10 protein-coding genes are annotated in these 12324 nt (G+C 58.4%); 4 read left to right on the top strand and 6 right to left on the bottom strand.

The features are described from left to right. The first annotated feature begins 81 nt into the window (after window positions 1–81). Window positions 82–1368 (top strand): ABC transporter substrate-binding protein, encoded by a 1287-nt coding sequence (locus tag C3Y91_RS27725; protein ID WP_024323124.1) that lies wholly within the window; start codon window positions 82–84, stop codon window positions 1366–1368. Between the two features lie 78 nt (window positions 1369–1446). On the opposite strand, the gene C3Y91_RS27730 is transcribed toward C3Y91_RS27725, so the two are convergent. The 5 genes from C3Y91_RS27730 to C3Y91_RS27750 are packed head-to-tail and all read right to left on the bottom strand — an operon-like array spanning window position 1447 to window position 6851. Next, a complete protein-coding gene (locus tag C3Y91_RS27730) occupies window positions 1447–2415 on the bottom strand; it encodes a glycoside hydrolase family 26 protein (protein WP_018068698.1) in 969 nt (322 codons plus the stop codon). 4 nt (window positions 2416–2419) lie between these two features. Beyond that, window positions 2420–2941, bottom strand: coding sequence for a DUF995 domain-containing protein (locus C3Y91_RS27735; protein WP_168576049.1), 522 nt, complete (start codon window positions 2939–2941; stop codon window positions 2420–2422). A 37-nt stretch (window positions 2942–2978) separates the two neighbouring features. After that, entirely contained in the window at window positions 2979–4847 is a 1869-nt protein-coding gene (locus C3Y91_RS27740) for a glycosyltransferase family 2 protein (protein WP_024323126.1), read from the bottom strand. Further along, window positions 4844–5827 (bottom strand): UDP-glucose 4-epimerase GalE, encoded by a 984-nt coding sequence (gene galE, locus C3Y91_RS27745; RefSeq protein ID WP_024323127.1) that lies wholly within the window; start codon window positions 5825–5827, stop codon window positions 4844–4846. Before galE ends, C3Y91_RS27740 begins: the two co-directional genes overlap by 4 nt. A gap of 1 nt (window position 5828) precedes the next feature. Next, window positions 5829–6851 (bottom strand): UDP-glucuronic acid decarboxylase family protein, encoded by a 1023-nt coding sequence (locus tag C3Y91_RS27750; RefSeq protein ID WP_018483131.1) that lies wholly within the window; start codon window positions 6849–6851, stop codon window positions 5829–5831. Between the two features lie 385 nt (window positions 6852–7236). On the opposite strand from C3Y91_RS27750, the gene C3Y91_RS27755 reads away from it, so the two are divergent. Next, window positions 7237–7557 carry a hypothetical protein gene (locus tag C3Y91_RS27755; protein ID WP_024323128.1) on the top strand — a complete coding sequence of 107 codons (321 nt, stop codon included), beginning with the start codon at window positions 7237–7239 and terminating at the stop codon, window positions 7555–7557. A gap of 15 nt (window positions 7558–7572) precedes the next feature. On the opposite strand, the gene C3Y91_RS27760 is transcribed toward C3Y91_RS27755, so the two are convergent. Continuing rightward, entirely contained in the window at window positions 7573–8355 is a 783-nt protein-coding gene (locus tag C3Y91_RS27760) for a helix-turn-helix transcriptional regulator (RefSeq protein ID WP_024323129.1), read from the bottom strand. Between the two features lie 835 nt (window positions 8356–9190). Between C3Y91_RS27760 and C3Y91_RS27765 the strand changes: the two genes are divergently transcribed. Together C3Y91_RS27765 and C3Y91_RS27770 are read left to right on the top strand one after the other, a co-directional pair. Further along, window positions 9191–10138 (top strand): hypothetical protein, encoded by a 948-nt coding sequence (locus tag C3Y91_RS27765; RefSeq protein WP_018068705.1) that lies wholly within the window; start codon window positions 9191–9193, stop codon window positions 10136–10138. Window positions 10139–10283: 145 nt separating this feature from the next. Next, window positions 10284–12308: a hypothetical protein gene (locus C3Y91_RS27770; RefSeq protein WP_168576050.1), complete on the top strand. Its 2025-nt coding sequence runs from the start codon at window positions 10284–10286 to the stop codon at window positions 12306–12308. Window positions 12309–12324 lie beyond the last annotated feature (16 nt).

Genomic DNA, 12324 nt, shown 5'->3' on the forward strand with positions numbered 1-12324 from the left:
TTTTTGCGTAATCTGTTTGCCGAAGTGCCCGATAACGCCGTTGGAGGATGGCAGCGGGCAGTTGGGACAAGGAGGATCATCATGCAGGTCAATCGCCGTTCATTTCTGATGGGTTCAGCCGGTGCGGCCGCTGGTCTCGCCCTCGGCGCCGGAAGCGCCATTCCGGCCTTTGCCGAAGGCGCACAACTGCGTGCCATGTGGTGGGGGTCCAACGACCGCGCCAAGCGCACGCTCGATGTTGCCAAGCTTTATCAGTCGAAGACGCCTGGCGTCACTCTCGTCGGCGAATCGCTGTCGGGCGACGGCTACTGGACGAAGCTCGCAACACAGATGGCTGGCCGCTCGATCGCCGACATCTTCCAACTCGAGCCAGGAACGATCTCAGACTATTCGAAGCGCGGCGCCTGCCTGCCGCTCGATGAATTCGTCCCTTCCACGCTGGACGTTAAGTCCTTCGGCGCCGACATGCTGAAACTGACCACCATTGACGGCAAGCTCTATGGTGTTGGCCTCGGCCTCAACTCCTTCTCGATGTTTTTCGACACCGTCGCATTCGAAAAGGCGGGCATCCCGCTGCCGACGCCCGATCTCACCTGGGATGAGTATGCCAAGCTCGCCGTTGAACTCGCCAAGTCTTCCGGCAAGGGCGGCGGCCCCTATGCGGCGCGCTACGCCTACGTGTTCGATGCCTGGCTGCGCCAGCGCGGCAAAAGCCTCTTTGCGAGGGAAAGCGTTGGGCTCGGCTTCACGGCCGACGATGCCAGGGAATGGTTCGACTACTGGGAGAAACTGCGTAAGGCGGGCGGCACCGTTGCTGCCGACGTGCAGACGCTCGATCAGAACACGATCGACACCAATTGCCTTGGTCTCGGCAAATCGGTGATCGGCATGGCCTATTCAAACCAGATGATCGGCTATCAGCTGATCATCAAGAACAAGCTCGGTATCACCATGCTGCCGCGCGAAAAGAAGGGCGGTCCATCCGGCCATTATTACCGTCCGGCACTGATCTGGAGTGTGGGCGCTACGACCAAGCAGGGCGAAGCTGCTGCGAAGTTCATCAGCTTCTTTGTCAACGATCCCGAAGCCGGCAAGATTCTCGGTGTGGAACGCGGCGTGCCAATGTCGCCTACCGTGCGCGAAGCCATCCTGCCGCAGCTCAACCCGACGGAGCAGGAAACGGTCAAATACGTGAACCTGCTCAAGGATCAGGTCGGCGAGTATCCGCCGCCGGTGCCGATGGGAGCAACCCAATTCGACCAGCGCGTGCTGCGCCCGCTTTGTGACGAACTCGCCTTCGAACGGATTTCGCCCGCCGATGCGGCGACCCGGCTCATCGAAGAGGGTAAGGCAACGATCAAGGGATGATCGGTCGCCCGACACGAGGAGAGGCCCGCAACACCCCGGCGGGCCTCTCCGTTTTTCAGGCCTCTGTTTTCCGGACTATCAGTTGCCCAGGTTTTCGACCACGCGCCAGTCCGGCCGGCCAAGATCGAACGGCCATGCATGCACATCCTGGTCGTTGAAATAGACGACCTCCTGCAGATTCGGGAAGGCGCTCTGCTTCAATGTGGCAGTTTCGATCCACGGCCTGATATAGGCGTCGCCGCCTTCATAGCCGAGCTCCGCCACCCAGATCGGCTTTCCGTAGCCGGCGACGAGATCATAGCCCTGCTTCAGTGCTTCCGAGAACGTCCGGTGCTCCTTGTAGGCAAGCTCGTCGTAGCGCTGCAGGCCGAAGACCGAGAGCCCGACGAGATCGACATAATCGTCGCCGGGATAGTAGGCCTGAAGGCCAGGCTCTCCCTTCGGCGACCACATGAGCTCTGTGCCGGGCGCCTCCTTGCGGACGATGTCCATCATCCGCTTGTAGGCCGTGATATAGTCCTGCGGGCTCCAGCCAGACCAGGAAAACCGCCCTGACTTATCCTCCATCTCCTGTCCCCAGCGGACAATCACCGGGCTTTTCAGCTCGGATATCATATGCGCGATCGAACGCATGTTGACATCGTAATCACCACGCAGGACCTTGGCGCGGAGTTGAGCGGAGGTTAGCCGCCAGTCGACGTCCCAGGACCACGGCTCCACAGTGATCAGCAGGTTGCGGCCTCTCGCCAGCGCATAGGCATCGGCGACCCGCAAGGTTTCCAGGTCGACGTCCTCCCACGGCAGGAACAGGGCTTCGGTCGCGACATTCGCCTGTGCGCCGAAATCGCCGTGCGGATCGTAGGCCCCGAACTTGATGCCGTCGGCATGAACGACGGGGCGCTTGTCGATGATCGCCTGCACGGCCGCCGCCGGGTTTGGGGCAATACCCGCATATTGCACTTCGCTCCGGCCCGGCAGATCCGCGACACACAACAGCAGCAACGCAATCGCGGTGGTCGAGAGGTTGTTTTTCATTAGCTTCTTCATGGCTTCACCCTCCTTTTCGGGCTATTTCCTGGCTCAGCAGGACCTGCTTCAGTTCGCGCGCCTTCGCGCTCACCGTATCCATGGGAACGAGCTTGCCGAACTCGTCATCCGGGAGCACCGATGCATGGCGGAAGACGTACCACTTGCCGTCCGGCTGGCGCCGCTGATAGATCGTGTTGCCGATCTTGCGGTGACCGAAACAGGTGCTGGCGCGGGCCGCACCCTCGGCATTCGTCCAGGCGGCGCGCATGCAGAGCTGGCCGAGATCGTCGACCACCCATCTGCCTTCGGCGAAGGACGGCTTCCCCTTGTCATTGCTCCAGGCGATGAACCGCCGGCCGTCATCGAAGAAACGGCCGCCGCCGGTGTTCCAGGTCCAGGTCTTGTCGCCGTAGATACGATAGAGCTCATAGGCGCTGACCGGCGTTGGCGCTTTCGTTTTGGCGACCTCTGCGCCGTGTGCCGCCATTGGCAGGCACAGGCTGAGAGCGAGCGCCGCTCCGTATAGTCTCGATCCGATACTCATTACATCCTCCTACTCGACACTTGCCGGTTCCGCCGGCTCAAACACCTTGTTCGTCCCGTCCCGTGCTTCCGAACCCATTCCATCTGAGGCGGAACTTCACGATCCTGGTCTTGCCACCGCCGACACCGGCACCGGCCACGGCAAACTGTGATTGGCTGAAACTGATGAACGTCTGGCCGTGGGAAAGGGCCTCGAGGCTGCGCAGACCATGGCTGCCCGCCTGCATGCCGCCGGTGATGCAAATCGCAAGCCCCATGGCTGTCGCAAGCCACAGCCCGCGTGATTGCGGCATCAGCGGTAGAGCGTTCTCGATTGCATGGCGAATGACGATCAGCACTGTCAGCGACAGATAGATCGAAAGATTTATCGCAGCGAAAACATAAAAGCCCTGAGCGGCCGCGGCCTCACTGGCCAGTGCCACGGCGGCTGCGCACAGTCCGGCGAGCCCGATATAGGGCGCGATGACGCGCAACGGCAAAGACCGCTGCTGCTGCCTTCCCTTCGGCGTGATGCGGAAATCGACGAAGGAGCCACAGATATAGTCGCGAAGCGCGGCGAGGCTGCCGGCAAGCGACCACGGCCAGCGCAGGAAGATAAAAGCAAGCCCTTCCCAGCCGAACAGTTTCGCATCGTGCGGCCTGAAGGTTCCCGTGGCCCGCCAGAAGAAGGCAAACAGCGTCAGCACGACCGATATCGGCACAAAATGCAGCAGGAAATCCGGATAGGTCACATTGACGAAGACTTGGCCCGTCATCAAGGCGGCAACCGGCAGCAGGAACATCACGGCCAAGAAGGCGGAGAAGAGCGGATACCACAGCTGCGAGAACACGAACTGAAATCTCAGTCTCCAGGGCAGGTGCATGATGTAACGGCGGGAATGTTGCAGCAGGATCGTGACGAGGCTGCGCGACCACTGGAATTCCTGGACGACGAGATCAGTGAAGTTCGCTGGTCCGTCGCCATGAGCGATCGCATCGACGGCATGCACGCCACGCCAGCCGCCGGCATTCATCATCAGCGTTGTCGAATGGTCTTCCGCAAGTTCTGGGCCGAGGCCACCGATCTGGCGAAGGGCTGATGTGCGAACCGCATAATGGGAACCGATGCACAGCGGCGCCCAGCCATTGTTATAACCGGTCTGCAGCGAACCGTGCAGGCTTGCCTCGGCATAGAGCCTGCCGCGCGCCGCCCAGCTTGCGCCGGCATTGGCATCGCAGATGCTGGGAGCGGAGACATAGCCGATCTCGGGATCGGCGAAGGGGCGCAAGACTTCACGAAGGTAGGTCGGCGTCGGTACATGGTCGGCATCGAATTGGGCGACGAAATCGTAGCGCGCATAGCCGAAGTGGTCGTAGAAATAGGCGAGGTTGCCTTCCTTGCAACGCGTCCGGCGCGGCCAGGTGGTGCGATGATACTCCGCCACGCCCTTTCGGGTGGAGATCAGCACGCCGTGCGCCGCACACCAGCGCCTGGTTTCCTCCGAAGGATCCTCGTCGGCCAGCCAGACATCGAAGTCGACGCCGATCTGGTCGAGCATCGCCTGCAGCGTGGCGCGGACGACAGCAAAGGGCTCGGACGGCGCCTTGGTGACGACCATTGCCACCCGCCCTTCCGGCAGCTGTGCCGCAGGATTGACCGTCCTCGCATCCAAGAAGATCAGGATGAAATAGGCCGGCACGAGCGTGATCCAGGCAAGCACGAGGGTGATAAGCACAAAGGCGGCCCAGGAAATGATGTGGGCGGACTGGCACCACCAGATCCAGAAATAGCCGAGTGCTGTCAGCCAGCAGAGGATGCCGAAGCCATAGGCGACGCGGTTCCAGCCGGTGAAAACAGGATCGAATGCATCCGCCGCGGCGGCCTTCGCCGTCCTGACGCTGTGACCGACTTGCAGAGCGTCGCTCATGCCGTCACCTCCAGTCCGAAGGTGGGGCCGGCGGTGCGGATGATCGTATCGATGTCCGACAAAACTGGCGCGAAACCGAGCTCCGCCTTCGCCCTTGCGGTATTGGCAAAGAGGATCGGCGGATCGCCGACACGGCGGGCGCGATAATTCACGGGGACTTCACGGCCGCTCGCGCGATAGATCGCCTCGAGAATCTCGCGTACCGAAGTGCCCCGGCCAGAGCCGAGATTGACGCTGAGCGAGCCGCCGCCTGCCATCAGGTGATTGACGGCGGCGAGATGCGCCTGGGCGAGATCGCTGACATGAACATAATCGCGAACACAGGTTCCATCCTCTGTCGCATAATCGGTGCCGAAGATATCGAGCCGCTCCAGCCTGCCGGCGGCGGCAAGAAGAGCGCGAGGGATGAGATGGGTCTCGGGGTGATGGCGCTCGGCAAGCTCGCCTTCGGGATCGGCGCCGGCCGCATTGAAATAACGCAGCGCGGCAAAGCGGATACCATAGGCAGCGGCAAAATCCTCAAGCGCCATCTCGAAGATCAGCTTGGTGCGCCCATAGGGATTGACCGGGTGCTGTGGGCTTTCCTCCCGAATCGGCAGCGAGGCGGGAATGCCATAGGTGGCGCAGCTGCTCGAAAAGACGATCCGCTCGATGTCCTGATCGAGGCAGGCCTCGAGCAGCGTCAGGCTGCCGACGACATTGTTCCGGTAGTATTTCCTGGGCATGTCGACGGATTCGCCGACATAGGCATTGGCACCACAATGGATGACGCAATCGGGCGAAAACTCTGCCAGGGTCCGGCGCAGCGTGGCGGCGTCGGCAAGCTCTGCCCGGATGAGCGGGCCCCAGCGGACGCTGTCGGCATGTCCCGTCGAGAGATTGTCGTAGGTGACGGGGATCATGCCGGCGCGCGACAACGCTTTGCAGATATGACTGCCTATGAAACCGGCGCCGCCGGTAACGAGAATGTAGCGGGGCATCTCATACGACCTCCGCCTTCTCCGTGCCGGCCAGCAGTCCGTCGAAATATTCGACGGTGCGAGCCAGGCCGGCTTCGAGCCCGATGCGAGGCTTCCAGCCAAGATCGGCCATGGCCCGGGAAATATCCGGCCGCCGCTGACGAGGGTCGTCGGTGACCGCAGGCAGGTGGACGATCCGGGACCGCGAGTTCGTCAGGTCTCGAATGATTTCCGCCAGACGTCGAACGGTCATTTCGGCTGGGTTGCCAAGGTTGATCGGACCGTTGCAGGCGCTACCGGCAGCCGAAAAACGCAGGAAACCCTCAATGAGGTCGTCGACATAGCAGAAAGAACGGGTCTGCTGACCATCGCCATAGATCGTCAGGTCGGCATTGCGCAGGGCCTGAACGATAAAATTGGAAACTACCCGCCCGTCGTCCAGGCGCATGCGCGGTCCGTAAGTATTGAAGATGCGGCCGACCTTGATGTCGACACCGTAAGTCCTGTGGTAATCGAAGAACAGCGTTTCGGCGCTGCGCTTGCCTTCGTCGTAACAACCGCGCGGTCCGATCGGATTGACATTGCCGCAATAGGATTCATGCTGCGGGCTCTGGGTCGGGTCGCCATAGACCTCCGACGTCGACGACTGGACGACGATCGCACCGGTCTTTCGCGCGCAATCAAGGGTATTGACGGCGCCAAGCACGTTGGTGAGCAGCGTTCCCACAGGATCCCGCTGATAATCGGGCGGAGAGGCGGGGGAGGCGAAATTGAAGATGAGCGACGCATCGATATCGAAGGGCTGCCTAACATCGTGCTCGACGATGCGGAAGCGGGTGTTCGAAGCAAGATGAGCGACATTCGCACGGCGGCCGGTCGAAAAATTATCGAGGCATGTGACGCTGTGGCCGCGCTGCAGGAGCCTTTCGCAGAGATGTGAACCGAGGAAGCCGCCCCCGCCATTCACAAGAACGGTGCGTCGCCCTTGGAGCACCGGTATGCCTGACACTTTAGAATAGCCTTCGTTGGGAACGAAACTACGCATTACAAACTCCTTCCCAGGTATTTAGTCTTTTGTTTTATTTATGCACTGCTTGCCTCCGTTACCCGCTCTGGATATTCATAAAACTGAGCGTCCACACATGAATAACTTTGTAGTTACTCTCCGGATACCGAATTACTATTAAAATAATACAACGAATGTTAGCAAGGTCAACTTGAAAAATTCCCGCCATCCAAAATAATTACGCAAGTATACTTTAAAGTAACAAATGATTAATCACTTTCAACGCTTTACGACCAATACGCCTCATCCGCCTCTCAAGCTTCACTCAATGCAGCTAATATACGAGGGAAGTCGGGAGATCGGCGGAGCTCAACGGCACGGCCGGTCTTGCATCCGGAAGCGCCATATGCGAGGGGTTTGGGCTATGTTGAAAAAACAAGATGCAGCGCAGCTGAAAGGCTGGTGTCTTCGCTTGGCGATGTTCGTCGGGGGAACGACGCTTGTGGCGATCGGACCAACGGCCTGCGCGGTTGTTGAGGACGATATCGCGGTCGTCGCGAAAAAGAATATCGTCATGGTCGAGGCGCCGCGCGTCTCGAAGGCCTACGCCTATCCGGAAAATCACGCCGAGCGCCCGGCCGGGGTAACGGCCCGCGCTGTCGCCTATCACGGCTCAGCGCCTTATATCTGCTCTCCAAGCGGCTTCGGACAGAAGTCGCGCTGCTTTGCGCGTCCTTCTATCTGAAACAATAGCGCTACATCAATTGCGCCACCGGCCAGACATGTCGTCTTCGCCGGCGGGATGCTCATTGAAGAAGCGGGATGCCGCTTCCGTGCGGTTTCGGACGTTCATCTTCTTGTAGATGTTGCGGACGTGAACCTTCACGGTGTTTTCGGAAAGATGCAGCTTGTCGGCGATGATCTTGTTCTGCGTCCCCTTGCAGATGAGATCCAGGATCTGAACCTCCCGGGTGGTCAAAGCGGAGATACTGTCGCGTCTCAGCTTGAGCGCATTGTTGCGGGCCGCATCGACCGATTTTGTCTGATAGAGCGAAGGTTCCAGCTGGGCGTTCTTGTTGTTGAGACGGTTGAGAAGTGCTGACGGAAAATGTTCGCCGCCCTTCATCAGTAGATCCACAGCGGCCATGAAGACGTCGAGCCGGAGATTGAGCGGCAGGACACCATCGATGATCCTTGCCTCGACCAGCCGGCTGACATAGGGCTCGAGCATATCGATCGCTTCTACGACAAGTCCGATCGAGGTTTCAGGGTGGTTTTCGCGGGCAGCCTGCAGCGCTTCATGAAGCTCGGGGCCGGGTATATGATAGAATAAAACAAGCTTCATATCGCTGGTATCTTTTTCCAGCATTGGCTTTGTGCTCGTTATGCTTGCTACTTCACAGTTCGGAAATTTCTTTGCCAGTGCTTCTACCATGCATTCTGAAAACAGATCCGCCTTGGCTACCACTAGTATAGTATCTCCAGACTGGCTTAACTTCCTTCCTTGGTCCGCATTCTCCATTCCAGACCCTGTCATGAACATATACGCCTCCCCTAGCGTTACACTTTACTCAAACGTGGAGCGATGGCGGGTATTGGATAGTATGAAATGTCGATCCCGGATGTCATCGCCTTATTTTTTAGACATTTCTTAATTATGTTAATACGGATTGAGAAGGAAGGAAATGGCCCAAAGTGATTAGTTTTAGCGGACGAAAAACGATACGATACAAAGCCTTGGTTGTATTTTCATTGCGATAGATACTTCAAGGCTATATTTGCTCTGACTATAGATAATCAGCTTAATGTAATATTTCAGTACAAATTGTCATACTTTCGTCATGCAGGGTGGCCGGATATAGGACGGGGAAGAGATTCCCCTCAACCCGGCAGCGAATGCCGGGAGCCCCGGATTCTCGTTGCCCGCCAACCCTCCCGCCGAAGAGATCTTAGCGCTCCGGCGACAGGGGCTACCCAGGGCTAGCCAGGCATGGCAGATCCGCCTTAGCCCGAATTGGTATCTATCGGATCCGCATTTTTTCCAGCAGTCTGTGATCGTCACCCAAGTGGCGACATGGAAAATCCGTGTATTGTTTTGCGTTTTGATACATGGCCTCCATTTAGGGCAACCCAACGAAAATTAAGCCTGAATACTCCTTATCCTTCTCAGGATGAGGAGCCGGATATGTGCGGCCTTGTACTGAGTGCGTACGTTCCCAATACCAACGATTTGATCAACAAATCGCGATGAAGCTGCAGATGACACGTATCGAATACATCTGCCGATGTTAACCGCATCGGAGCGAGCGCGAGTAAAATCCCATTTGAGATGAGAGGGATTTCGAAAAGCTGCTCCGGTTTTTTTCTGGAGGACTGCAGTGTCTGACGAAACCGAAATCACCAAGGTCGGGGCGCTTGCCGACGGCTTTGCCAACAGCGCTATCAATTCGACTGAAATCGAAGACGATTCGACCGGTTATGTCGGCGGCGTCGCCAATGGGGACAATCGCGACAATACCGACAACAGTGTAGATGTGGACGTCAAGGCCGAGCTCTCCGCCAATAATGGCGACAACCGCGACAACGAATATGACTGGAGCAACAAGTCCGACGACGATACGAGCACCAAGACCACGACGATCACCGATACCGACACCAAAACCGATTACGACTGGAGCTATGACAGCAAGTCGTACAGCGACAACGACACCGACACCAAGACGATCACGGACACCGACACGAAGACGGTGACAGACACCGACATCAAGACCATTACGGATACGGATACCAAGACGGTCTCCGACAGCAACAACACCTCCGACAGCTTCAACAAGACGGATACCGACTTCGCCGTCATCGAAGACGTCAAGGACTTCGACAACCTCGGCGTTGCCGGCCACGACCTCACCTTCAACCTCGGCGACGACTTCTCTTTCACTCTCGACGTTGACAGCATCCTCAACAATTCGCTGTCCGGCGCGGGCAACGACAGCGGCTTCAGCGCCGTCCAGGCGAACCATCTGGCCGACCAGGACCAGGCCTGGAACATCAAGATGGACAATGGCGGGGCCGAGAACCATCTGAAGGCCGATGGCGGCCACGCCGATAGTGCCGAAGGCATGGAGATGGACGGCAAGGGCTGGGATCTCAAGGCTGGCGACGATGCCAATGGCTCGAGCACGGCCGACGCTTCGGCAATCCTTGCCAATTCCGGCTTCCATCTCGAGCTTGTTCAGGGTGCGAACCTGCTCAGCAACACAATCGACTCCAGCGTCATCGGCGGCAATTCTCATGTCTCCGACGTCGGCGAGGATACCAGCACCTGACACGGACCTCCAACGACCAAGACGAACTGCACCGGCCCGGCCGGTGCAGTTTGACTGCTTGAAAACGGTTTGACGACCACACCACGGCGCCCAACGAGGGGGCACCCGCAAGGCCGATCGTCATTTCGAATGGGAGGGCCGAACCATGCATATCGAGAAGATTTCGGAAATCATTGCGCACTTCATCGGTCTCTTCGAGATGACGACCGACGAGATGAGGTTGCGCACCAACTATGCTGAAGGCGCAGGACCGGGCGCGGATGGACCCGCTCTGCCGGATCAGGATGCCTATACCGCTGCCTTCTCTTCCGATCTTCAGCTCAAGGACTATGATCCGGGTGTCATTTACAAAAGCGGCAGTTACGATATCGAGTATGGTCCGGCACGCCATTTAGGTCGCGTCTTCGAAGACAGTCTCGAGAAGCTGGCGGCGATTGCCGCAAAGGATATCCCGTTACCGCATTTCGGCGATCCTACGGATATCGTGCTCACGGATGAGCCGGAACTGACCGTCTTTGCCGGGCCTGGCTCGGCGATCAGTCATGCCATCCAGGTCAACGTCCTCTACGACGACGATTATCTCGATATGACGAGCAGCGTCCATGCACCGCGAGACACGAGTTTCGTCATCGAGCAGCTCGCGGACCTCAGCACCAAGGTCGAGATCTTCACGCCTTTTGCGAGCCTCCACCGAACCGACACCTATGATGGCGCGCTGAAGATCGCCGAGGATCTCGAAAGCTATATTCAGAATGCCCAGAACACAGAGGACAGCGGCACAACTTCGCTCGGCACCGACGCGACGCATAATTTCGTCCGCGTCGACCCCGAGGTCAACGACACCGTCTACGTCAACGGCAAGGCCGAGACCGATATACCTGTCCTCGACGACTTCCTGCCCGACCGTGGTCTCGCCAAGCTCCAGGAAGAACCCGACGACAACAATACATCCGTCGAGCAGACCGACCCGACTGGCAACAGCCTTGATGTGACCGCCGGTGCAAATCTCCTTGTCAACGTCGCCTCAGTGATCAATACCGGCGTCATCGCCTCGGTCACCGCGGTGATGGGCAACTACCACCAGGTCGACGCGATCTCCCAGACCTTTGTCTACAGCGATCACGACGAATTCGCCTCGGCGCTGCACGCATCCGGCCATTCGGCCGAGGAGGCGGGAACGGTCGCCAAGAATATCGCCCTCTTCGAACACAGCACCTTCGAAGCATCGAGCCACGCCGACACCGATGCTGCCGAGCCGACGTTCCCGAGCAGCTGGCGCGTTAGCGTCATCGACGGCGACGTCTCCGTTGTACAGTGGATCGAGCAATATCACTTCGTCAGCGACAACGACACGATGACGGTCACCACCTCCGGATCCGAAACCACGGTTCTGACGGGCGGCAATACCTCCATCAACTTCTCCTCCTTTTTCGGGATGGGCATGCAGTATGATCTGGTGATCATCGGCGGCAACGTGCTCGACATCAACAGCATCACGCAGATCTCGCTGCTCTACGACAATGACTGGGTGCGGGCCGAAGACGGCGCCGACATACAGACGGGCAACAACCTGATCTGGAATTTCGCCTCAATCCACAATGTCGGAACGGACAGCCCATTCGCGGCCATGCCGGACTATATTGTCGAGACGCAGAAGGCGATCGAAGACCGCGATCCCAATATGCCCGAAGGGCTGTCGTTCGACGTGAATTTCCAGGGATATGCCGGTCTCAATGTGCTCTACATCACCGGCAATCTCTACGACATGACGATCATAAAGCAGGTCAGCATTCTCGGCGATTCCGATGATGTGACTCAGGCGGCATCGGCCATCCTCGACATCAATCCCGATGCAACGGTAACGATCGACACAGGCAGCAATGCTGTCATCAACATCGCCGAGATCGTCGACTACGACAGTTTCGGCCAGACGACCTATCTGGCAGGCCAGCTCTATTCAGACGCCATCCTCATTCAGGGCGGGCTGGTGGAGCATGACACGACCAAGCCGCAGCCGGCCGACGACAGGCTCGCCAACGAAGTCATTGCCTTTCTCGATAACGACGATCCGGGGGGCAGCGATTCTGCGGACGGCGTCATAAATGCCGGGCATGATTTTTCATGGTCGTCGGCGCACCCCGCCGACGTAATGCAAGCCATGGTCGCGTGACCTTGAGTATTGCGGA

It is taken from the genome of Rhizobium ruizarguesonis (assembly GCF_012349115.1).
GTDB lineage: Bacteria > Pseudomonadota > Alphaproteobacteria > Rhizobiales > Rhizobiaceae > Rhizobium > Rhizobium ruizarguesonis.

Excerpts from the sequence above, each read along its gene's own strand:
- C3Y91_RS27770 (WP_168576050.1), top strand. The coding sequence starts at position 10,284 with ATGCATATCGAGAAGATTTCGGAAATCATTGCGCACTTCATCGGTCTC.
- C3Y91_RS27725 (WP_024323124.1), top strand. The coding sequence starts at position 82 with ATGCAGGTCAATCGCCGTTCATTTCTGATGGGTTCAGCCGGTGCGGCC.
- C3Y91_RS27730 (WP_018068698.1), bottom strand. The coding sequence starts at position 2,415 with ATGAAGAAGCTAATGAAAAACAACCTCTCGACCACCGCGATTGCGTTG.
- galE (WP_024323127.1), bottom strand. The coding sequence starts at position 5,827 with ATGCCCCGCTACATTCTCGTTACCGGCGGCGCCGGTTTCATAGGCAGT.
- C3Y91_RS27760 (WP_024323129.1), bottom strand. The coding sequence starts at position 8,355 with ATGTTCATGACAGGGTCTGGAATGGAGAATGCGGACCAAGGAAGGAAG.
- C3Y91_RS27735 (WP_168576049.1), bottom strand. The coding sequence starts at position 2,941 with ATGAGTATCGGATCGAGACTATACGGAGCGGCGCTCGCTCTCAGCCTG.
- C3Y91_RS27755 (WP_024323128.1), top strand. The coding sequence starts at position 7,237 with ATGTTGAAAAAACAAGATGCAGCGCAGCTGAAAGGCTGGTGTCTTCGC.
- C3Y91_RS27740 (WP_024323126.1), bottom strand. The coding sequence starts at position 4,847 with ATGAGCGACGCTCTGCAAGTCGGTCACAGCGTCAGGACGGCGAAGGCC.
- C3Y91_RS27750 (WP_018483131.1), bottom strand. The coding sequence starts at position 6,851 with ATGCGTAGTTTCGTTCCCAACGAAGGCTATTCTAAAGTGTCAGGCATA.